This window comes from Streptomyces sp. NRRL S-455, from assembly GCF_000717875.1.
GTDB lineage: Bacteria > Actinomycetota > Actinomycetes > Streptomycetales > Streptomycetaceae > Streptomyces.
In genome coordinates this window covers 572,414-594,285 of record NZ_JOCT01000004.1, presented here as the reverse complement: position 1 = coordinate 594,285, position 21,872 = coordinate 572,414, and the positions used below count along the sequence as shown (strand labels likewise).

The window sequence follows — 21,872 nt, the reverse complement described above, 5'->3', positions numbered from 1 at the left end:
TATCAGACCCCATGACTTACAACCCTGAGAGGGATTGACGCATAGTGCTCGACGTCAACTTCTTCGACGAGCTCCGGATCGGTCTGGCCACCGCTGACGACATCCGTCAGTGGAGCCACGGCGAGGTCAAGAAGCCCGAGACGATCAACTACCGCACGCTCAAGCCCGAAAAGGACGGACTCTTCTGCGAGAAGATCTTCGGTCCGACCCGGGACTGGGAGTGCTACTGCGGCAAGTACAAGCGCGTCCGCTTCAAGGGCATCATCTGTGAGCGGTGTGGCGTCGAGGTCACCCGCGCCAAGGTGCGCCGTGAGCGGATGGGCCACATCGAGCTGGCCGCGCCCGTCACGCACATCTGGTACTTCAAGGGTGTCCCGAGCCGTCTGGGCTACCTGCTCGACCTGGCTCCCAAGGACCTCGAGAAGGTCATCTACTTCGCGGCGTACATGATCACGTACGTCGACGAGGAGCGCCGTACGCGCGACCTGCCCTCGCTGGAGGCCCACGTCTCCGTCGAGCGCCAGCAGATCGAGCAGCGCCGCGACGCCGACCTGGAGGCCCGCGCCAAGAAGCTCGAGACCGACCTGGCCGAGCTGGAGGCCGAGGGTGCCAAGGCCGACGTGCGCCGCAAGGTGCGCGAGGGTGCCGAGCGTGAGATGAAGCAGCTGCGTGACCGTGCGCAGCGCGAGATCGACCGTCTCGACGAGGTGTGGAACCGGTTCAAGAACCTCAAGGTCCAGGACCTCGAGGGCGACGAGCTGCTCTACCGCGAGCTGCGTGACCGCTTCGGCACGTACTTCGACGGTTCGATGGGTGCCGCGGCGCTGCAGAAGCGCCTGGAGTCCTTCGACCTCGACGAGGAGGCCGAGAAGCTCCGCGAGATCATCCGTACCGGCAAGGGCCAGAAGAAGACCCGTGCGCTCAAGCGCCTGAAGGTCGTCTCCGCGTTCCTGCAGACCAGCAACAGCCCCAAGGGCATGGTGCTCGACTGCGTGCCGGTCATCCCGCCGGACCTGCGTCCGATGGTGCAGCTGGACGGTGGCCGCTTCGCGACCTCCGACCTGAACGACCTGTACCGCCGTGTGATCAACCGGAACAACCGACTGAAGCGCCTTCTCGACCTCGGTGCGCCCGAGATCATCGTGAACAACGAGAAGCGCATGCTCCAGGAGGCCGTCGACGCGCTGTTCGACAACGGCCGCCGTGGCCGTCCGGTCACCGGTCCCGGTAACCGCCCGCTGAAGTCCCTCAGCGACATGCTGAAGGGTAAGCAGGGCCGCTTCCGTCAGAACCTGCTCGGTAAGCGTGTGGACTACTCCGCGCGTTCCGTGATCGTCGTCGGTCCGCAGCTGAAGCTGCACCAGTGCGGTCTGCCGAAGGCGATGGCGCTGGAGCTCTTCAAGCCGTTCGTGATGAAGCGTCTGGTCGACCTGAACCACGCGCAGAACATCAAGAGCGCCAAGCGCATGGTCGAGCGCGGCCGCACGGTCGTGTACGACGTGCTGGAAGAGGTCATCGCGGAGCACCCGGTTCTGCTGAACCGTGCGCCCACGCTGCACCGCCTCGGCATCCAGGCCTTCGAGCCGCAGCTGGTCGAGGGCAAGGCCATCCAGATCCACCCGCTCGTCTGCACCGCGTTCAACGCGGACTTCGACGGTGACCAGATGGCCGTGCACCTGCCGCTGTCCGCGGAGGCGCAGGCCGAGGCCCGCATCCTGATGCTGTCCTCGAACAACATCCTCAAGCCGGCCGACGGCCGCCCGGTGACGATGCCGACCCAGGACATGGTCCTCGGTCTGTTCTTCCTCACCACCGACGGCGAGATGCGCGACCTCAAGGGCGAGGGCCGTTCCTTCGCCTCGGTCGCGGAGGCGATCATGGCCTTCGACGCGGGCGAGCTGTCGCTCCAGTCGAAGATCGACGTCCGCTTCCCGGTCGGCACCATCCCGCCGCGCGGCTGGACCCCGCCGGCGCGCGAGGAGGGTGAGCCCGAGTGGCAGCAGGGTGACAGCTTCCGGCTGAACACCACCCTGGGCCGCGCGCTCTTCAACGAGCTGCTGCCCGAGGACTACCCGTTCGTCGACTACGAGGTCGGCAAGAAGCAGCTCTCCGAGATCGTCAACGACCTCGCCGAGCGCTACCCGAAGGTCATCGTGGCGGCGACGCTCGACAACCTGAAGGCGGCCGGCTTCTACTGGGCCACCCGTTCCGGCGTCACCGTCGCCATCTCCGACGTCGTCGTTCCCGAGGCGAAGAAGGAGATCGTCAAGGGCTACGAGGCGCAGGACGAGAAGGTCCAGAAGCAGTACGAGCGCGGTCTGATCACCAAGGACGAGCGCACGCAGGAGCTCATCGCGATCTGGACCAAGGCGACCAACGAGGTCGCCGAGGCGATGAACGACAACTTCCCGAAGACCAACCCGATCTTCATGATGGTGAACTCGGGTGCGCGAGGCAACATGATGCAGATGCGTCAGATCGCCGGTATGCGTGGTCTGGTGTCGAACGCGAAGAACGAGACGATCCCGCGTCCGATCAAGGCGTCCTTCCGTGAGGGCCTGTCCGTGCTGGAGTACTTCATCTCCACGCACGGTGCCCGTAAGGGTCTGGCGGACACCGCTCTGCGTACCGCCGACTCGGGTTACCTCACGCGTCGTCTGGTCGACGTCTCCCAGGACGTCATCATCCGCGAGGAGGACTGCGGCACCGAGCGCGGTCTGCGTCTGAAGATCGCCGACCGGAACCCGGACGGCGGGCTGGTCAAGACGGAGGACGTCGAGACGTCCGTGTACGCGCGCTGCCTCGCCGAGGACATCGTGGTCGACGGGCAGGTGCTGGCCCCGGCCGGCACCGACCTGGGCGACGTCCTCATCGAGGAGCTCGTCTCCCGCGGCGTCGAGGAGGTCAAGACCCGCTCGGTCCTGACCTGCGAGTCCGCCGTCGGCACCTGCGCGATGTGCTACGGCCGTTCGCTCGCCACCGGCAAGCTGGTCGACATCGGTGAGGCGGTCGGCATCATCGCCGCCCAGTCCATCGGTGAGCCCGGTACCCAGCTGACGATGCGTACCTTCCACACCGGTGGTGTGGCCGGTGACGACATCACCCAGGGTCTGCCGCGTGTCGTCGAGCTCTTCGAGGCCCGTACCCCGAAGGGTGTCGCCCCGATCTCCGAGGCCCAGGGCCGCGTCCGGATCGAGGAGACCGAGAAGACCAAGAAGATCGTCGTCACCCCGGACGACGGCAGCGACGAGACGGCCTACCCGATCTCGAAGCGTGCCCGGCTCCTGGTCAGCGAGGGCGAGCACGTCCAGGTGGGCCAGAAGCTCACCGTGGGTGCCACCAACCCGCACGACGTGCTGCGCATCCTGGGTCAGCGTGCCGTCCAGGTCCACCTGGTCGGCGAGGTCCAGAAGGTCTACAACTCGCAGGGTGTGTCGATCCACGACAAGCACATCGAGATCATCATCCGGCAGATGCTGCGCCGCGTGACGATCATCGAGTCCGGCGACGCCGAGCTGCTGCCCGGCGAGCTGGTCGAGCGCTCGAAGTTCGAGCACGAGAACCGTCGTGTGGTCCAGGAGGGCGGTCACCCGGCCTCCGGTCGTCCGCAGCTCATGGGTATCACCAAGGCCTCGCTGGCGACCGAGTCCTGGCTGTCGGCGGCGTCCTTCCAGGAGACGACCAGGGTCCTCACGGACGCGGCGATCAACGCCAAGTCCGACTCCCTGATCGGCCTCAAGGAGAACGTCATCATCGGTAAGCTCATCCCGGCCGGTACGGGTCTGTCCCGCTACCGCAACATCCGGGTCGAGCCGACCGAGGAGGCCAAGGCCGCGATGTACTCGGCCGTCGGCTACGACGACATCGACTACTCGCCGTTCGGCACGGGCTCCGGCCAGGCCGTGCCGCTGGAGGACTACGACTACGGTCCGTACAACCAGTAAGCGAGTCGCTTGAGTTGAAGGGCGGTCACCCTGCGGGGTGGCCGCCCTTCGGCGTGCCTACGGCGTACGCGCGGGCGGCGGGCCCCCGGACGCCTCTGGGCTCCCCGAGGCCCGCCCCTCCGGCCCCGGGGCTCCAGCGCCCGGGCAGCGGCCGCTCTGAGGGCCGCCGGGAGCACGCGGCGGCACCGGCCGCCCGGCCGACACACGCCCCCTGCGGGGACGCACCCGTGCCAGAAAGCCGGCTTCGGCGCATCATGGAAGCATTCCACCTCCGGGGAGGTGCTCCGTGTCGCAGCCGCCTTATCCGTCCTGGCAACCCTGGCCGGGCCACAGCGCCCCGTCGATGCTCGCCTCGCACGCCGATCGGGAGCGTGCCGTGGACGTGCTCAGAGCCGGGTACGGCGAGGGGCGGATGGAGCACGCCGAGTTCGAGAAGCGGGTGGCGCGGGCGTACGCGGCGCGGACCGTGGGGGAGCTGGCGCTGCTCGTCGCCGACCTGCCGCAGGGGCCCGTGGCGCAGTCGGCCTCGTACGCGCCCGTGCCGCGGACGTTCCTGCCCGTGCCGCCGCGGCCCCAGACGAACGGGAAGGCGGTAGCGGCGGCCGTGTGCGGGCTGCTGTGCGTGCCGACGATGGGGCTGACCGGGATTCCGGCCGTCGTGCTGGGGCATGTGGCGCGGGCCGAGATCCGCAGCCGCGGGGAGCTGGGGGACGGGCTCGCGCTGACCGGGCTCGTCCTCGGGTGGTTGTCCACGGTCGGCTGGGCACTCGTCCTGGTGTTGCTGACGGTGGTGTCCGTCGTAGCATCTTGAACGTATGCAAAGCGGACACTCGCCGTCGAATTGAAGATCGACAACGGCCGGGGGGCTTGACATGTCCCGCGTGGCGATGCGGGCGGTGCCCATTTGTTTTGACCGCAGCGAATGCGATAGGTACGCTCAGACCTTGTGCCTGGGGTGTGCCCTGGCTCTCGTGTGTGCCATCAACCGCACGGCGAGCTGACACCGGCCACCGTAATCCGCGCTTAATTCTGCCTCGCGGCGGGAGTCCGCGGGATTCGACACACCCGACCGCGTGGGTCGGCGACGTTCCAGGTTAGCTGTACCCATCGGCACACAGAAACCGGAGAAGTAGTGCCTACGATCCAGCAGCTGGTCCGTAAGGGCCGGCAGGACAAGGTCGAGAAGAACAAGACGCCCGCACTCGAGGGTTCCCCTCAGCGTCGTGGCGTCTGCACGCGTGTGTTCACGACCACCCCGAAGAAGCCGAACTCGGCCCTCCGTAAGGTCGCGCGTGTGCGTCTGACCAGCGGCATCGAGGTCACGGCTTACATTCCGGGTGAGGGACACAACCTGCAGGAGCACTCCATCGTGCTCGTGCGCGGCGGCCGTGTGAAGGACCTGCCGGGTGTTCGCTACAAGATCATCCGCGGTTCGCTCGACACCCAGGGTGTCAAGAACCGCAAGCAGGCTCGCAGCCGTTACGGCGCCAAGAAGGAGAAGTAAGAATGCCTCGTAAGGGCCCCGCCCCGAAGCGCCCGGTCATCATCGACCCGGTCTACGGTTCTCCTCTGGTGACCTCCCTGATCAACAAGGTGCTGCTGAACGGCAAGCGCTCCACCGCCGAGCGCATCGTCTACGGCGCCATGGAGGGCCTGCGCGAGAAGACCGGCAACGACCCGGTCATCACGCTGAAGCGCGCTCTCGAGAACATCAAGCCGACCCTCGAGGTCAAGTCCCGCCGTGTCGGTGGTGCCACCTACCAGGTTCCGGTCGAGGTCAAGCCCGGCCGTGCCAACACCCTGGCGCTGCGCTGGCTCGTCGGTTACTCCCGCGCCCGTCGCGAGAAGACCATGACCGAGCGTCTGCTCAACGAGCTCCTCGACGCCAGCAACGGCCTGGGCGCCGCTGTGAAGAAGCGCGAGGACACGCACAAGATGGCCGAGTCCAACAAGGCCTTCGCGCACTACCGCTGGTAGTCGCAGACCCCATCGAGACCGAGAGAAGACTGAAGCCTTATGGCTACCACTTCGCTTGACCTGGCCAAGGTCCGCAACATCGGGATCATGGCCCACATCGACGCGGGCAAGACGACCACCACCGAGCGGATCCTGTTCTACACCGGCGTGTCGTACAAGATCGGTGAGGTCCACGACGGCGCTGCCACCATGGACTGGATGGAGCAGGAGCAGGAGCGTGGCATCACGATCACCTCTGCTGCCACCACCTGTCACTGGCCGCTCGAGGACAACGACTACACCATCAACATCATCGACACCCCGGGTCACGTCGACTTCACCGTCGAGGTGGAGCGCTCCCTGCGCGTGCTCGACGGTGCCGTGACGGTGTTCGACGGTGTCGCCGGCGTCGAGCCGCAGTCCGAGACCGTGTGGCGTCAGGCGGACCGCTACGGCGTTCCGCGTATCTGCTTCGTCAACAAGCTCGACCGGACCGGTGCCGAGTTCCACCGTTGCGTCGACATGATCTCCGACCGCCTGGGCGCGCAGCCGCTGGTCATGCAGCTGCCGATCGGCGCGGAGGCGGACTTCAAGGGCGTCATCGACCTCGTGACGATGAAGGCCCTGGTCTGGTCGGCCGAGGCGACCAAGGGCGAGATGTACGACACCGTCGACATCCCGGACACCCACGCCGAGGCTGCCGAGGAGTACCGCGGCAAGCTGCTCGAGGCCGTCGCCGAGAACGACGAAGAGCTGATGGAGCTGTACCTGGAGGGCACCGAGCCCACCGTGGAGCAGCTCTACGCCGCGATCCGCCGTATCACCATCGCGTCCGGCAAGGGCGGCGGCACCACCGTCACCCCCGTGTTCTGCGGCACCGCGTTCAAGAACAAGGGCGTTCAGCCCCTGCTCGACGCGGTCGTGCGCTACCTGCCCACCCCCCTGGACGTCGAGGCCATCGAGGGCCACGACGTCAAGGACCCGGAGCAGGTCATCGCGCGCAAGCCGTCGGAGGACGAGCCCCTCGCCGCGCTGGCGTTCAAGATCATGAGCGACCCGCACCTCGGTAAGCTCACCTTCGTCCGTGTGTACTCCGGCCGCCTGCACGCCGGCACCCAGGTGCTGAACAGCGTGAAGGGCAAGAAGGAGCGCATCGGCAAGATCTACCGCATGCACGCGAACAAGCGTGAGGAGATCGAGTCGGTGGGCGCCGGTGACATCGTCGCCGTCATGGGCCTGAAGCAGACCACCACCGGTGAGACGCTGTCCGACGACAAGAACCCGGTGATCCTGGAGTCCATGGACTTCCCGGCGCCGGTCATCCAGGTCGCCATCGAGCCCAAGTCGAAGGGCGACCAGGAGAAGCTCGGCGTCGCGATCCAGCGCCTGGCCGAGGAGGACCCGTCCTTCCAGGTCCACTCGGACGAGGAGACCGGCCAGACCATCATCGGCGGCATGGGCGAGCTGCACCTCGAGGTGCTGGTCGACCGTATGCGCCGTGAGTTCAAGGTCGAGGCCAACGTCGGTAAGCCGCAGGTCGCGTACCGCGAGACGATCCGCAAGGCCGTCGAGAAGGTCGAGTTCACCCACAAGAAGCAGACGGGTGGTACCGGCCAGTTCGCTCGCGTCATCATCGCGATCGAGCCGATCGAGGGCGGCGACGCCTCGTACGAGTTCGTCAACAAGGTGACCGGTGGCCGTGTGCCGAAGGAGTACATCCCTTCGGTGGACGCCGGTGCGCAGGAGGCCATGCAGTTCGGCATCCTCGCCGGTTACGAGATGACCGGTGTCCGCGTGACGCTGCTCGACGGTGCCTACCACGAGGTCGACTCCTCCGAGCTCGCGTTCAAGATCGCCGGCTCGCAGGCCTTCAAGGAGGCCGCGCGCAAGGCCAGCCCCGTGCTGCTCGAGCCGATGATGGCCGTCGAGGTCACCACGCCCGAGGACTACATGGGTGAGGTCATCGGCGACATCAACTCCCGCCGTGGCCAGATCCAGGCCATGGAGGAGCGGGCCGGTGCCCGCGTCGTGAAGGGCCTCGTGCCCCTCTCGGAGATGTTCGGCTACGTCGGCGACCTGCGCAGCAAGACGTCCGGCCGTGCGAGCTACTCCATGCAGTTCGACTCCTACGCCGAGGTTCCGCGGAACGTCGCCGAGGAGATCATCGCGAAGGCCAAGGGCGAGTAACGCACCGCGTCTACACGCCGTAGGCTTGACTCCGGAGCCTTGAGGGGCATTCCGCCGCAATCGTGGTGAGAATGCCCCGGGGATCCGGGCTTTCCAGCAAAGATCACCTGGCGCCGATGAGTAAGGCGTACCAGAACCACTCCACAGGAGGACCCCAGTGGCGAAGGCGAAGTTCGAGCGGACTAAGCCGCACGTCAACATCGGCACCATCGGTCACATCGACCACGGTAAGACGACCCTCACGGCCGCCATTACCAAGGTGCTGCACGACGCGTACCCGGACCTGAACGAGGCCTCGGCCTTCGACCAGATCGACAAGGCTCCTGAGGAGCGCCAGCGCGGTATCACCATCTCCATCGCGCACGTCGAGTACCAGACCGAGACGCGTCACTACGCCCACGTCGACTGCCCCGGTCACGCGGACTACATCAAGAACATGATCACGGGTGCGGCGCAGATGGACGGCGCCATCCTCGTGGTCGCCGCCACCGACGGCCCGATGCCGCAGACCAAGGAGCACGTGCTCCTGGCCCGCCAGGTCGGCGTTCCGTACATCGTCGTCGCCCTGAACAAGGCCGACATGGTGGACGACGAGGAGATCCTGGAGCTCGTCGAGCTCGAGGTCCGTGAGCTCCTCTCCGAGTACGAGTTCCCGGGCGACGACGTTCCCGTCGTCAAGGTCTCCGCTCTGAAGGCCCTCGAGGGCGACAAGGAGTGGGGCAACTCGGTTCTCGAGCTCATGAACGCCGTCGACACGGCGATCCCGGAGCCCGAGCGTGACGTCGACAAGCCGTTCCTGATGCCGATCGAGGACGTCTTCACGATCACCGGTCGCGGTACGGTCGTCACCGGCCGTATCGAGCGTGGTGTCCTCAAGGTCAACGAGACCGTGGACATCATCGGCATCAAGCAGGAGAAGACCACCACCACGGTCACCGGCATCGAGATGTTCCGGAAGCTCCTCGACGAGGGCCAGGCCGGTGAGAACGTCGGTCTGCTCCTCCGCGGCATCAAGCGCGAGGACGTCGAGCGCGGCCAGGTCATCATCAAGCCGGGCTCGGTCACCCCGCACACCGAGTTCGAGGCGCAGGCCTACATCCTGTCCAAGGACGAGGGTGGCCGCCACACGCCGTTCTTCAACAACTACCGCCCGCAGTTCTACTTCCGCACGACGGACGTGACCGGCGTGGTGACCCTCCCCGAGGGCACCGAGATGGTCATGCCGGGTGACAACACCGAGATGAAGGTGGAGCTCATCCAGCCCGTCGCCATGGAAGAGGGCCTGAAGTTCGCCATCCGTGAGGGTGGCCGGACCGTGGGCGCCGGCCAGGTCACCAAGATCAACAAGTGAGTCTTCGGACTGGCTTGAGGGTCTACTGACCTGAGTGGCTCGAAGGGGCCCGTACGACTTCGGTCGTGCGGGCCCTTTTGCTGTTCCCGATGCCCGTTCACGACGGCTGGGCAGCCGTCCCGGACGGTCCGAGGGCCAGGAGAACCAGGACCGTCACCCGCACGATGACGCCGCCGAGCAGGGCGGCGAGGAAGCCGTCGACGTGGAGGCCGTACTCCATGTCGGAGCCGAGCCAGGAGACGAGCAGCCAGATCAGGGTGTCCTGAGCGATGCCGACCACCCCCAGGAGCAGCAGGAGGATCGGGGGAGCCGTCCTGATGTCGTTCGGGTAGCTGTAGATCAGCTGGTTCACGATGAGGAAGACCGCGCCGGCGAGGACCACCTCCCACGGGGGTGAGTCGAGGATCGGGCTGATGCCGGGTAGGAGCACGGTGGCCAGTGTGACCCCGAGAAAGGTGCCGAGTACGCGTCGTCGCTTGTCCATGGTGCGGATCATGACTTAGGGCATGTCCGGCAACAAGGTCGCGGCGTGCGCGGGTTCTCGTCCAGGACGGCGCTCAGTGCCGCGGAAGACGCCGACCTGGTGGCGGAGTGGCGGATGGCGGAGCCTGCGTGGCAGACCTTCTTCGTCGCGTCGCAGTTGACTCGCGCCGTCCGGATCCGGATGCGGCTGGTCCCGGAGGACCATGAGGTACGCGTTCTCGAGGGAAGCTGGGAGGTCACCCGGGTCGGTGATCCGCCGCAGTTGAAGATCTCAGGGGCGTACTCGCGCGGGCCGGACAGGACCGTCTCCAGCCGCTACAGGGTCGAGCGCGGAGACAGTGGTGGCCTTGAAGCGACGGAGATATTCCGCTTCGACAGCTCGGAGCTGCGCGACCCCCTCCAGAGCGTCGTCCTGAAGTCGGGCTGGACCTGGCGCAGCGTCATCCTGGGCAAGCTCTGAGCCGGGAGTTCATGCCGCCATGTAGGTGTCCAGGCCCGCGTCGCGGCAGTCACGGCAATAGGAGCCGGGTGTGGGTGTTCTGATCGCGCGCTCGCAGCCCTCGCAGTTGTGGAAAGGGGGAGGGGGCGGGGGAGCGTGGGTGTCGTCGGACGGTGCGGGAGGCGCGGGAGGCGCCTCGGGTGGCAGGAGTTCGGTGAGGCGGTAGGCGATCAGGGACACCGGGCGGCGGGGATTGCTCGGGAGGTTCGACGTCAGGGCGTGGCGTACGGCTTCGGGGCGTGCGCCGCGTTCCAGCCAGGCGGCCACGGCGGGGGCGAGGCGGTGGACGTCGCGTTCGGAGAGGAGCAGACGGGGGTCGTGGTGGTGGAGGGTGGCGAGGAGGGTGGTGGCTGTGCGGTGACGGTCGAGGTCGGGGGTTCGAGGTTCGGGGAGTGGGGGCTCGGGGGCCTGCTTCGGCTCGGCTGCGGGCCCGGGTTGGGGCTCGGTTCCGGCCTCCGGTTCGGCGGGCTGCGACAGCGCCGGTGGGGGAGTGACAGGTGGTGCGGGAGGCGGGGTGGCGTTCGCCTCGCGGTGTGGCGTCTCCGTGGCCAGTGGCTGGTTGTACGAGACCGTGTGCGTGACGATCCGGCCGCTGGGGAGACGCTCGCGGGTGCGGGCCAGGTAGCCGTGGGTCTCCAGTTCGCGCAGGGCGGCGGCGATGCGGGTCTCGCCCTCGGTGAAGCGGGCGGCGAGGGTCTTGATGTCGACGCGGGCCCCTGAGGGCAGCGACTGGATGTGGCAGGCCAGGCCGATCGCCGTGAGGGAGAGCCGACGGTGCTGGGTGAGGTGGTTGCCGACGACCGTGAAGCGGGTCGTGTGCTTGGTGTTGATGTGGGTGATGCCGCGCGGATTCAGCGGCTGGGCGCATGCGGGCGCGCTAAGGTGCTGGGTATCCATCGGGAAGGCCCTAACTTCCTCGGTGGTCAGGCCCTCGATCGGGATGCCAGTCCCGGCCGGGGGCCGTCGCATGTCTGCGGTTGTGGTCGCGGCGAGCATATGCCCGGGAACCGGGCCGAGATCCAGCCCAGTTGGGCAGCGCCACTCTTCCGGGTGACGGGCTTGCCGGGGGCGCAGCGGGGAGGTGGGTGGGGTTGGGTTTGGTCGGTTCTCACCACCCGGTTTCGGAAAAGCTTTGATCACGCGTTGCGTCGGGTCGTGAGTTACCGGGGCGGGACGGTCCGCGATCCGGTGTCCCCGATCTTCACTTCTGCCCAGACGGTCTTGCGTGGCCTGGGCCCGTGGGCCACTCCCCAGCGGTCAGCGAGGGCTTCTACGAGGACGAGGCCACGGCCTGACTCGCTGTCGGCGGTGGTGGGTTCACGGTGCGGCAATCGGTCGCCTCTGGTGTCGGTGACCTCGATGCGGAGGGTGTCGCCCACGACGTACAGCGTGAGCCGGAAGTCCCGTCCCGGGACGCGGCCGTGCGTGACGGCGTTGGCCGCCAGCTCGGCCACGATGTGCTCCGCAGGGGCCGGCGGGAGTCCCCAGGTGCGGAGTTGCTCGGTCGCCAGCAGGCGGGCGAGGCGGGCTCCCCGTGGTGTGGAGGACAGCGGCACGCTGAAGTTGCGGATGCGGTCGTGCAGTTCGGTTCCGGGTTCGGCGATTTCCTGATTCACATCACTCAGCGTGGCGGTCGGCGCTTACCGTGAACAGTGACGAACCCGATACGTACGGTGACTGTCGGGTGCTTGTCCGGTCGTGTCCGGGCTTGTCAGGAGGGCCGTACGGGGGCGGGGCGTCGAAGTGCGGCGATACGACAGAGGGGCGGTGCGATGACGGTCGACGGGGAAGCGGTGCGGCTCAAGAGCGAGGCGGACGAGCCGGGTTGGGAGGTGGATGCCGACGATGAGTGGGGTCTGGCGGTCATCGCCACCGTGGGGCGGCAGCTGAAGCTGCGGCGGGAGGCGGTGGGGCTGCGGGCCGGCGAGTTCGGGACGGCGGTCGGGTACGGGGAGGACCTCGTCTACAAGATCGAGGGTGGGAAGCGGATCCCTCGGTTCGAGTATCTGGACAAGGCCGACGAGGTGTTGAACGCCGGTGGGCTCATCGCGGCGATGAAGGAGGACGTGAAGAAGGTCCGGTACCCGAAGAAGGTGCGGGACCTGGCGCAGATGGAGGCGCGAGCGGTCGAGATCGGCGTGTACGTGTGCAGCAGTATCGCTGGCCTGTTGCAAACGCCCGAGCACGCCCGAGCCCTTTTGGAGTCGTGGCAGCCCGCCTACTCGCCCGAGGACCTGGAAAGGCGGGTGGCCGCCCGTATGGCCCGACGGGCCGTCTATGAGCGGTCACCTGCACCCGCGCTCAGCTTCGTCCTGGAAGAGGCGACGCTGCGCCGCAAGGTTGGAGGCACAATGGTGAGGCGACTGCAGTTCGAACGCCTACTGGAGGTGGGGCGATTGAACCACGTCACACTCCAGGTGATGCCGATGGACAGCGCGCCCCATCCCGGCATGAGCGGCAGGATCGAAGTGCTGAAGTTCGAGGACGGAACGGCCGTAGGGCGATCCGACGGCGCGTTCAATGGGCGCCCGATCACCGACCCAAGGCAGCTCCGCATCCTTGAGCTGCGGTATGGCACCATCCGGGCGCAGGCTCTACCCCCAGGCGAGTCGCTGGCCTTCATCGAGAAACTGCTGGGAGAAACATGATCCGCAAGTCCACTGCTGGGGATGCCTCCGAACTGGCGTGGTTCAAGAGCAGCTACAGCGACGGCCCCGATGGCGACTCATGTCTCGAGATCGCCGTAGCCTCCGACGCCATCCACGTCCGTGACTCAAAGGACGCCGCGGGGCCGCAGTTGGCACTCACGCCCGAGGCATGGTCGGGCTTCGTTACGTACGCCTCTGGGCACTGACTCGTCGCCCCCGGCACCCCACCCGAGGTCGGAGCCTCGCGTGGGGTGCTCCACAGTGGCGGCTCAGACGGCGTCTTCGATGATGTCGAGCGGCGGGAGGTGCTTGACAATCTCGACGGTGGCGAGGCTGACCGTCACGATGCGCCTGAGCAGGTCGACGACGTACCGCGGGTCATCGGACCAGTCGTTGGGGTCGTTGACGATGCCGGACTTGGGGTCGGTCTTCACCTGGTACCGGTCGATGATCCACTCGATCGCGGAGCGCGCCCCGAGCTGGTACTCATAGGCCTCCTCCGGGATGTTCTCCAGGGTGATGTGGTTGTTGTAGACGATCCGCGTCCGGTCCTGGATGCCCTTCGTCTTCGGGATCTTCATCTTGGTCACCCGGTACAGCTCGGCCTCGGGCATGTCTGGGCGGGTGTTGCTGAGTGACACCACGATGCCGCCGAAGGGCTTTGCGGACTCGTAGCCGATGTGCAGCTGGGAGAGCTGACGGCCGGCCTCCGCAAACGCCCGGAAGTCGCGCACCTTGGGGATACGCGGCAGGGACTTCTTCAGGTCGGCGGCGTAGGCCTCACGGTACGCGGGGGAGTGCAGCAGCCCGTAGACGTAGAAGAAGATGTCGTCCTTGGTGAGGCCGGGAACCTTGTCGGCGTACGTCTTGCGGTACGCGGCGAGGGTGGCATCGGTGATGTTGTCGACGCGTTCGTATGCGGCACCCCCGTCTTCGCCGCCGAAGTCGAAGCCCCCTTCCACGGTGAGCTCGCGGTAGGTGTAGCGGGGGAAAAACTGGCCACCGCTGCCTGCGCCCGTAACGTGCAGGTCAGGGAGGCAATCCAGCATGAGCACCGAGAAGGGGACTGTCGATCCATTGCCGACGTTGTAGAAGCCGAAGTTCTCGTGCTCCGGCGTCGGGAACAGCTGCGGCATCTTGCCAGGACGATGGATGAGATCTCGCTCGAAATACACCGCTTGGCGGTTGAAGGGACGGTACAGGCCCGTGACAACGTGATCAGACGCGTACTTCACTCGTTTCCCCTGCGCCAGCTTCGAGATCAGGCTCGTCGTCCAACTGATTCGCTCAGCATCACGGTCGATATAGCGGTTCGCATCTGCGGCTTGGGGGTCGATACTGCCCAAGGTCCTGCAATGTTCTTGGAACCCAGTTGCCTGCTCGTTGTAGAAGTCCACCATCGATTCCACATTTTGGCGGAGCTGTTGTCCGGAGAAGTTGTAAATCCATGAGTCTCGGCCCGTCTCAAGCCCACGGGAGAACAGCCTGAAGATGCCCTTTTCGATAGCGGACTTATCCGTCTCGCCGATCGGTTGGAACGTCCCAAACCGCTCGTCCCGCTGGTTGATCCAGTCCCCGTCCGCGTTCGGCGAGATCCGTTGCCACTCCACCGAGTCCAGGCTCTGCCCGCGGATGATGCCGAGCTTGTCCTCGCGGCTGAGGTAGTCGCCGATGTCCCGGTAGAACAGCCCGCGCGGCGCATCCGTACGGCCACCCTTGACCAGGACAATCACGGCCACCGTGTTACGACTGCCGGAGCCGAAGATCTTGCCCCCCTCCCTACGGGAGAGTTCCCCGGCCGTGCGCTGGTTGCCCCGCAGGTTGTAGCAGTACACGGTGTCGAATTCGCCCGTCAGAGACTTGCGCACGCCGTCAGCCGTGTTTCCATCGATGTAGCCGCCGTTGGAGACGAACGCCACGACGCCCTCGTCCTTGATCCGGTCCGAGGCCCAGCGGAAGGCGCGGAGGTAGGAGTCGTACAACGAGTTCTTGTTCTTCGCTGTCGACCTGGCCGCGTAGGTCTCCTGGATACGGCCGTCCAGCACCTCGTACTTGAGGTTCTGGTTGTCGTCGTTCTGGCTGTCCTGTCCTACCGAATAAGGCGGATTTCCCAGCACGACCCGGATGTCCTGCCCCATCTGCTTCCGAGCCCGCTCGCTGTTCCCAGACAACACGTCCCCGAACAGCCGCCCCTCCCCGCTCTCCGCGAGCTGGAACGTGTCCGTCAGCACGATGCCCTCGAACGGCACGTACGCATCCGGACCCGCGGCACCCACGCCGCCGGCGGCCTCCGCGTACAGATCGTGGAACGCTGCCTCGATGTTGACCGCCGCGATGTAGTACGCGAGCAGCACGATCTCGTTGGCGTGCAGCTCCCGCGTGTACTTGCGCAGCAAGTCTTCCGATTTGATCAGGCCGGACTGGAGCAGCCGCACCACGAAGGTACCCGTGCCCGTGAACGGATCGAGGACGTGCACGCCTTCGTCCGACAGCGAACGCCCGAAGTGCCGCTCCAACGCCTGGTTGACCGACCGCAGGATGAAGTCGACGACCTCCGTCGGTGTGTAGACGATGCCGAGCGCGTCCGCCGTCTTGGGCAGCGCCGTCTTGAAGAACTTTTCGTACAGCTCCGTGATGACCCGCTGGCGGCCCTCGTGGTCGGTGATGCCCTCCGCCCGTACCCGCACGGACTCGTAGAACCCCTGAAGGGTCTTTGCCTCAGCCGAGATGGTGTCGTCGTCCAGGACGTCCAGCATCCGCTGCATCGCCTGCGAGACGGGGTTGTGGTCGGCGAACGCGTAGTCCTGGAACAGCGCGTCGAAGACGGGCTTGGTGATCAGGTGCTGGGCGAGCATGTCGATGGCGTCGGAGTCGGTTACGCCGGGGTTTATGTTCGACCGCAGTTCCTCGACGAACTCGCTGAAAGCATCAGCCTTCTGCGGGTCAGTCAGGCCCGCCTCGATCCGGGCGACGTGCCGCTCGGCGATCAGCGCGATGTCCTTGGCCCACTGCTCCCAGTAGGTGCGCTCGCCGACCTTGTCGACGATCCGGGCGTAGATGGCCGTACGCCACGCCTCATCGAACTCCAGGCGGTCCTGGATGTACTGGGCGGACTGCTGCTCCTTGTCCTTCTTCGCCTGCTCGCTCGCCTCGGTGCTGCTGCCGTCCTGGTCGCCGACCGACTCGTCCCCGGCACCGATCGTGCCGATTCCGATGGTGTTCGGCGCCTTCTTGTTGAGCTCGATCTGGTTGACGGACGCGTTGAACCGGTCGTCGTGGGCGCGCAGCGCCTGAAGGACCTGCCAGACGGTCTTGAAGCGGCGGTTGTCCGCCAGGGCCTCCTCCGGGGACATCCCGGCGGGCACGGCGACCGGCAGGATGATGTACCCGTAGCGCTTGCCCGGTGCCAGGCGCATCACACGGCCGACGGACTGCACGACGTCGACGACGGAGTTGCGCGGCTGGAGGAAGAGGACCGCATCCAGGTTCGGGACGTCGACGCCCTCGGACAGACAACGGGCGTTGGACAGGATGCGGGCGTTGTTCGGGCCGGGGTCCTGCTTGAGCCAGTCGAGCAGGTCGTTGCGGCGCAGCGTGTTGAACGTGCCGTCGATGTGCTCGACCTCGCAGTTCAGCAGCTCGTCGTCCGCGTCCTCGTACGAGGAGACGATCGCGTTGAAGTGGTCCGCGATGGCCTGGGAGTCCTTGATGGAACGTGCGAAGGCGACAGCCCGGCGCATTGGCTCCTCGCCGGGCTCGAAGTGCGTGCCGTCCCCGAAGGTGCCGGTGCGCTTCGCCAGGCCGTTCCAGCAGCCGATGATCTTGGCGGCGTCGTCGAGGTTCAGTTCGGAGCCGCCGGCCGCCAGGCCCTGCTGGTAGGACTTGGCGACCACGTTCTGGTCCACGGTGAGGATGAGGACCCGGTAGTCGGTGAGCAGCCCCTGCTCCACCGCCTTGCCGAAACCGAGCCGGTGGAACTCCGGCCCGTACAGACTCTCGTCGTCCATGGAGGCCAGCACGGCGGAGGCGTCCTTCGCGTCCGCCTTGGTGTCCTCGTTGTAGATCCTCGGGGTCGCCGTCATGTAGAGACGGCGGGCGGCGCGGATCACGTCGTTGTCATGGACCCGGACGAAGTTCGACTCGTCGTGGCCCGCGAGCGTGACGCCCGTGGTGCGGTGCGCCTCGTCGCACAGGACCAGGTCGAAGGCGTCAAGCCCCATCTCCTGCGCCTTGGCGATCGTGCCGATCGACTGGTACGTCGAGAAGATCACGGTCAGACCGGCGGGCACCGGGCCCCCGTCGCCGGACATCTGGGCAAGGAGCCGGGCTGGGTCCGTGGTGGCGGGCATCGCCAGGTCGTGCGTGGACATGTCCAGGTCGTCGGCGTCGACACGGCCGCGCGAGACCTTCACGTCGGAGCAGACCGCGAAGGCACGCATCGGGGTTCGAGTCTCGTACCGCCACTCGCGCAGTGTCTGCGACAGGAGAGCGATGGACGGGACGAGGAACAACACCGTGGTGTGCTCACCCTGGCCGCCCGCGGTGCGCTCCGCTGCGAGCCGCTCCACGATCTTCAGGCCCGTGAACGTCTTGCCCGTTCCGCACGCCATGATCAGCTTGCCGCGCTCGTGCTCCTCGAAGCCGCGGAACACCGCGTCGATGGCCTCAAGCTGGTGGGAGCGTGGGGTCTTCTTGCCCTTGAGTGACAGCTCGACCTGAGCGGCGTCACCGCTGGCGGGCAGCCGCCACTCGACACGGCTTGCCGCGATGTCCGACAGACCGAGGCGCTGCACAGGGATCTGCTGGTCGTGCAGAGCCGCCTCGGCGTTCGGCCCCCACTTGTCCGTGGTCGAGATGATCAGGCGGCGAGCGAAACCGCCCTGTCCGGAGGCGGTGAAGAAGGAATCGATATCGGACTTCTGGACCGTGTGGTCCGATTCATAGAACTTGCACTGTATCGCCCAGAGGATTCCGGTCTCGCGTTCCTGCGCCACCAGGTCGATGCCGAGGTCCCGCTGGTTACCGGCCGCGCCCGGCCACTCGCCGTACATCCAAACCCGGCTGAACTGCTCGCTCCACAGCGGGTCCGTACTGAGAAAGCGCACCATGAGCCGCTCGAACGCGGTTCCGAGCTCGCGGTTGGTCGTCGACTTCTCGCGGATGACTCGAAGGACGTCGTGCACGGTGGTGGTCACAAGGGCTCGCTCTCTGCTCAGCGCGCTTGGCGGGAGACAGCGCCTTGAACGCAGGCGCCCAAGAACAGTAGACCGGGCCACTGACACAGGCGGCGCGAGTGGCCCGGACCTCAGTGCGTGACGTCGGCGGTGCCGGCACTCCGAGGGGCCGGAATAGTGCTGTCGGCAACCAGCTCAGCCACGGCCTCGCTGTGGTTGCGGACCAGGTAGTCCATGGCGTGCTCGGTCGAGGACTGGTACTCCAGTTGCGCGCTGTGGAAACGCAGGCGCTCCTGACAGTCCTCGATGATCTCGCCCCACGTCTTCACCATGATCCGAAAACGCGGGGTGGACACCGCGCAGCCGGGGACCCGGTCGACCTGGTGGGCGAGCTGTCGTAGCGCTTTGTCCATGGCGTTACCCACGAGCCAGAAATCCCACGTCACAGTGGGTTCACGGAACCGGTCGTCGGACATGACGGCTTCCGCGTAACTGCTGATCTGGCTGAACTCCGCCATGCCCAGAACCACACTGGGGCGTTTGAGCTCGACCACGAGGTGGTGCCGTTCGCCCTTCCTGTGCCGTGCGGCCCGGGACAGCATCAGGTCGACCCTCCCGGAGCGTCCGTCCTCCCGCAGGACCGGTTCCGGCGTGGGAGCGCGGCGCCCGAGCAATTGGCAGTGCTGGGCGAGTACCGCGTTGAGGCTGCGGTCGCTGACGTGCAGCGCGTACTCCTCGCCGAATACCCAGCACTGGTCCTCGAGAATGCGATGCAGTTCGTCCCGTTCCGTGACACGTGGCTTCACGTCGGGTGCGAAGACTAGGTGCTCCAGGGCTGTGAGGAAGTCGATGCGGTTCGCTGCCGCCGTGGAGGCCTTGATCAAGGCCGAGAGCGTGGTGCGCTGCAGAAGCCGGTTGAGCTCCTCCCTCTCCTGCTTGGAGAGCGAGAACAACTCGTCTGCGATGCGCAGCACATCCGAGGGTTCGTGCGCGAGGACCGACCGGAGAAGCGCGAATGTGGTTCGGCGTGTGCCCTGAGACCTTGGGAGGTGCCGGAAGACAGTGGTCGCCACGGCGTCGAAGGTCTCGCGCTCCGCTCGCTCCTTCTCGTCCGAGGCGTCACCCGCATACGGGTAGATCCCTTCGCGCTGCCATTCAGCGACCTGTTCCCGTCGGCGCTCGTCCACGCGGGCACGGAAGTGGGCTTTGAGCTGGTCCCGGGCTGTGGCGAGCACCTCGGCGAGCGGTCCGGAGGGAGCCCAGTCGGTGAAGACCAGGTCCTCGGCGTCGACATCGTCGAAACCGGCCCAGGTCAGATGCGCGGTGAACTCGAAGCCCGGAGCCTGAATGCCCGGCTTGAGGTGAGCCCGGGACATTCCCTGGCCGTCGCACAAGAAGAGCGCCCTGGTGACGGGCTTGCGCCACTCCACGACCTTCAGGCGTGCGGGCTCGCCGCTCCATCCGGAAGGCGGGGGCAGGACGTAGTCGCGTACGTGGAGCTGCTCTGCGGCAGGGTCGAGGTCCTGGCCGTCGTACTCGATACGGACGTCCGGGTATTTCTCCAGGTAGGTGGCGAAGGCCGTGGTGAGTGATGACCTGGCGCGCTCGTCAGCGAGCGGGTTCAGCTGCTCGTCACCGCCGAACGCCTCAAAGAGCGTGCCCGTGGGCTCGTCGGTCGGTTCCGGGTCGCCGATATCGAACTCGTCCATGGAACGCCGGTCGGCCTCGATCACCAGCTGCTGCCGGCCCTCCAGGGCGTCACTGACGCTGGTCCAACGGACCTGGGTGCCGAGCGCGAACGCACGTACTCTGCCTCGCCCGTTCTTCCCATGCAGAGCGCGCTTCTTCACAGGACTGCCCTGAGCACGCTTCTTCCAGGAGGCGCCGATGGGCCGGAAATACTCCTCGCAGTGCTCTGGCGACATCCCGCTGCCATCGTCCTGGACCCGCACCCTGTCCACGCCACCCAGGTCGTTCCGCTCCAAAATGACGACCACGCGTTCGGCATCCGCGTCGACGGCGTTCCAGACCAGCTCCTCGACAGCGCCGACGGGATCCCGTAGGCGTGCGAGTTCGGCGACGTGCTCACGGCTGGTCTCAAGCCGTACCTTGACCATGACGTGGGGACCTCCTGCCCTGTGTGCCCTGATCAAGGACGCAAACTAGCGTGTCGTGGGGGTGCGGGAAGTGCGGAACCGCAGGGAATCGCTGGGCTGGGTGCGCTTGGAACACCGCTCGCGTTTGACCTACGTCACCCCCGGGGTATTCTCTCCGGCTCGATTGGCGTAGCCCCCGCCCCATATGGCAGACTGTCCGAGTTGCTCGGTCGAGTGTTGATGCTGCGCGCCTCCCGCCGGGGGGACCGGAAGCGAGTCCCACAGTACTCGTCGCCCTAACTGCCACACGGCAGCGCTGGGGCGGACGTACGGGAATCTTTCGGGAAGTGTCAGCGCGGCACCGGCCAGGCACCCGGTGGGCCTTCGCCCCCGGCCTGCGGTTCCGGAAGGGCCGTGTGCAATCCCGCAGGGATGTTCGAACAAGGGACATCCATGTCAGCGAGAGTGCGACACGCCCGACCGCGTGGGTCGGAGGAACGAAGGCAGCAGAAGGAATCCGCCGGGTTCCAGAGCGTAAGAGAGACAGGACTACTGAGTAGCCATGGCGGGACAGAAGATCCGCATCCGGCTCAAGGCCTACGACCACGAGGTCATCGACTCCTCGGCGAAGAAGATCGTCGAGACGGTGACCCGCACTGGTGCGTCGGTCGCGGGCCCGGTGCCGCTGCCCACTGAGAAGAACGTGTACTGCGTCATCAAGTCGCCGCACAAGTACAAGGACTCGCGCGAGCACTTCGAGATGCGGACGCACAAGCGCCTGATCGACATCCTCGACCCCACCCCCAAGACCGTTGACTCTCTGATGCGACTCGACCTCCCGGCCGGTGTCGACATCGAGATCAAGCTCTGAGGCCGGTGATCTGAGAGATGGCTAAGCAGATCAAGGGCATCCTGGGCGAGAAGCTCGGCATGACGCAGGTGTGGGACGCGAACAACCGCGTCGTCCCGGTCACCGTCGTCAAGGCCGGCCCCAACGTCGTCACCCAGGTCCGTACGAACGATGTCGACGGCTACGAGTCCGTCCAGATCGCTTTCGGCGAGATCGACCCGCGCAAGGTGAACAAGCCCCTCAAGGGCCACTTCGCCAAGGCCGACGTCACCCCCCGTCGTCACCTCGTCGAGATCCGCACCGCGGACGCCTCCGAGTACACGCTGGGCCAGGAGATCACCGCTGAGGTGTTCGAGGCCGGCGTGAAGGTCGACGTGACCGGCAAGAGCAAGGGCAAGGGCTTCGCCGGTGTCATGAAGCGCCACAACTTCCGTGGCCTCGGCGCCGGACACGGCACCCAGCGCAAGCACCGCTCGCCGGGCTCGATCGGTGGCTGCGCCACCCCGGGCCGTGTGTTCAAGGGCCTCCGCATGGCGGGTCGCATGGGCAACGAGCGGGTCACCACCCAGAACCTGACCGTCCACGCCGTTGACGCGGAGAAGGGTCTGCTGCTCATCAAGGGCGCGGTTCCCGGTCCGAACGGCGGCCTCGTCCTGGTCCGCACCGCGGCCAAGGGGGCCTGAG

General features: G+C 66.5%; 16 protein-coding genes. 11 read left to right on the top strand and 5 right to left on the bottom strand.

The annotated features are described in order from the left end of the window. Window positions 1–44 precede the first annotated feature (44 nt). The 6 genes from IE97_RS0108375 to tuf all read left to right on the top strand — a co-directional run bounded on the left by IE97_RS0108375 (window position 45) and on the right by tuf (window position 9,438). On the top strand, window positions 45–3,944 hold the full coding sequence (locus IE97_RS0108375) for a DNA-directed RNA polymerase subunit beta' (RefSeq protein WP_030233932.1): 3,900 nt from the start codon (window positions 45–47) through the stop codon (window positions 3,942–3,944). 286 nt (window positions 3,945–4,230) lie between these two features. Then, window positions 4,231–4,755 (top strand): DUF1707 and DUF4190 domain-containing protein, encoded by a 525-nt coding sequence (locus IE97_RS0108370; protein ID WP_030233929.1) that lies wholly within the window; start codon window positions 4,231–4,233, stop codon window positions 4,753–4,755. Between the two features lie 321 nt (window positions 4,756–5,076). Next, a complete protein-coding gene (gene rpsL / locus IE97_RS0108365; protein WP_003948652.1) occupies window positions 5,077–5,448 on the top strand; it encodes a 30S ribosomal protein S12 in 372 nt (123 codons plus the stop codon). Between the two features lie 2 nt (window positions 5,449–5,450). After that, the gene (rpsG, locus tag IE97_RS0108360; RefSeq protein ID WP_003998848.1) at window positions 5,451–5,921 is read left to right on the top strand and encodes a 30S ribosomal protein S7; all 471 of its coding nucleotides are present in this window, start codon (window positions 5,451–5,453) and stop codon (window positions 5,919–5,921) included. Between the two features lie 39 nt (window positions 5,922–5,960). Continuing rightward, complete coding sequence (gene fusA, locus IE97_RS0108355) at window positions 5,961–8,087, top strand: elongation factor G (protein ID WP_030233927.1); 2,127 nt, start codon at window positions 5,961–5,963, stop codon at window positions 8,085–8,087. A 157-nt stretch (window positions 8,088–8,244) separates the two neighbouring features. Then, complete coding sequence (tuf, locus tag IE97_RS0108350) at window positions 8,245–9,438, top strand: elongation factor Tu (RefSeq protein WP_030233924.1); 1,194 nt, start codon at window positions 8,245–8,247, stop codon at window positions 9,436–9,438. Between the two features lie 97 nt (window positions 9,439–9,535). On the opposite strand, the gene IE97_RS0108345 is transcribed toward tuf, so the two are convergent. Then, a complete protein-coding gene (locus tag IE97_RS0108345) occupies window positions 9,536–9,922 on the bottom strand; it encodes a phage holin family protein (protein WP_037834846.1) in 387 nt (128 codons plus the stop codon). A gap of 45 nt (window positions 9,923–9,967) precedes the next feature. On the opposite strand from IE97_RS0108345, the gene IE97_RS0108340 reads away from it, so the two are divergent. Then, on the top strand, window positions 9,968–10,381 hold the full coding sequence (locus IE97_RS0108340; protein WP_030233917.1) for a hypothetical protein: 414 nt from the start codon (window positions 9,968–9,970) through the stop codon (window positions 10,379–10,381). A gap of 9 nt (window positions 10,382–10,390) precedes the next feature. Here the strand turns inward: IE97_RS0108340 and IE97_RS0108335 are convergent, their stop codons facing one another. Beyond that, complete coding sequence (locus tag IE97_RS0108335) at window positions 10,391–11,317, bottom strand: helix-turn-helix domain-containing protein (protein ID WP_030233914.1); 927 nt, start codon at window positions 11,315–11,317, stop codon at window positions 10,391–10,393. A 263-nt stretch (window positions 11,318–11,580) separates the two neighbouring features. After that, a complete protein-coding gene (locus tag IE97_RS0108330) occupies window positions 11,581–12,036 on the bottom strand; it encodes an ATP-binding protein (protein ID WP_037844056.1) in 456 nt (151 codons plus the stop codon). 156 nt (window positions 12,037–12,192) lie between these two features. Here IE97_RS0108330 and IE97_RS0108325 point away from each other — a divergent pair, with 156 nt between their 5' ends. Continuing rightward, entirely contained in the window at window positions 12,193–13,068 is an 876-nt protein-coding gene (locus IE97_RS0108325; RefSeq protein ID WP_030233905.1) for a helix-turn-helix domain-containing protein, read from the top strand. Next, entirely contained in the window at window positions 13,065–13,274 is a 210-nt protein-coding gene (locus IE97_RS0108320; protein ID WP_030233902.1) for a DUF397 domain-containing protein, read from the top strand. Before IE97_RS0108325 ends, IE97_RS0108320 begins: the two co-directional genes overlap by 4 nt. Window positions 13,275–13,337: 63 nt before the next feature. Here the strand turns inward: IE97_RS0108320 and IE97_RS0108315 are convergent, their stop codons facing one another. Both IE97_RS0108315 and IE97_RS0108310 read right to left on the bottom strand, forming a co-directional pair. Beyond that, window positions 13,338–18,263: a DEAD/DEAH box helicase gene (locus IE97_RS0108315; protein ID WP_030233899.1), complete on the bottom strand. Its 4,926-nt coding sequence runs from the start codon at window positions 18,261–18,263 to the stop codon at window positions 13,338–13,340. A 110-nt stretch (window positions 18,264–18,373) separates the two neighbouring features. After that, window positions 18,374–20,359 carry an ATP-binding protein gene (locus IE97_RS0108310; protein ID WP_030233894.1) on the bottom strand — a complete coding sequence of 662 codons (1,986 nt, stop codon included), beginning with the start codon at window positions 20,357–20,359 and terminating at the stop codon, window positions 18,374–18,376. A gap of 541 nt (window positions 20,360–20,900) precedes the next feature. On the opposite strand from IE97_RS0108310, the gene rpsJ reads away from it, so the two are divergent. Next, on the top strand, window positions 20,901–21,209 hold the full coding sequence (rpsJ, locus tag IE97_RS0108305) for a 30S ribosomal protein S10 (RefSeq protein WP_003948644.1): 309 nt from the start codon (window positions 20,901–20,903) through the stop codon (window positions 21,207–21,209). A 17-nt stretch (window positions 21,210–21,226) separates the two neighbouring features. After that, on the top strand, window positions 21,227–21,871 hold the full coding sequence (gene rplC, locus IE97_RS0108300; protein WP_010036739.1) for a 50S ribosomal protein L3: 645 nt from the start codon (window positions 21,227–21,229) through the stop codon (window positions 21,869–21,871). Window position 21,872: the final 1 nt, after the last annotated feature.

Bases quoted from the DNA above. Each gene is read 5' to 3' on its own strand.
- IE97_RS0108320 (WP_030233902.1), top strand. From the start codon at position 13,065: ATGATCCGCAAGTCCACTGCTGGGGATGCCTCCGAACTGGCGTGGTTC.
- IE97_RS0108335 (WP_030233914.1), bottom strand. From the start codon at position 11,317: ATGGATACCCAGCACCTTAGCGCGCCCGCATGCGCCCAGCCGCTGAAT.
- rplC (WP_010036739.1), top strand. From the start codon at position 21,227: ATGGCTAAGCAGATCAAGGGCATCCTGGGCGAGAAGCTCGGCATGACG.
- IE97_RS0108345 (WP_037834846.1), bottom strand. From the start codon at position 9,922: ATGGACAAGCGACGACGCGTACTCGGCACCTTTCTCGGGGTCACACTG.
- rpsG (WP_003998848.1), top strand. From the start codon at position 5,451: ATGCCTCGTAAGGGCCCCGCCCCGAAGCGCCCGGTCATCATCGACCCG.
- IE97_RS0108325 (WP_030233905.1), top strand. From the start codon at position 12,193: ATGACGGTCGACGGGGAAGCGGTGCGGCTCAAGAGCGAGGCGGACGAG.
- IE97_RS0108310 (WP_030233894.1), bottom strand. From the start codon at position 20,359: ATGGTCAAGGTACGGCTTGAGACCAGCCGTGAGCACGTCGCCGAACTC.
- rpsJ (WP_003948644.1), top strand. From the start codon at position 20,901: ATGGCGGGACAGAAGATCCGCATCCGGCTCAAGGCCTACGACCACGAG.
- fusA (WP_030233927.1), top strand. From the start codon at position 5,961: ATGGCTACCACTTCGCTTGACCTGGCCAAGGTCCGCAACATCGGGATC.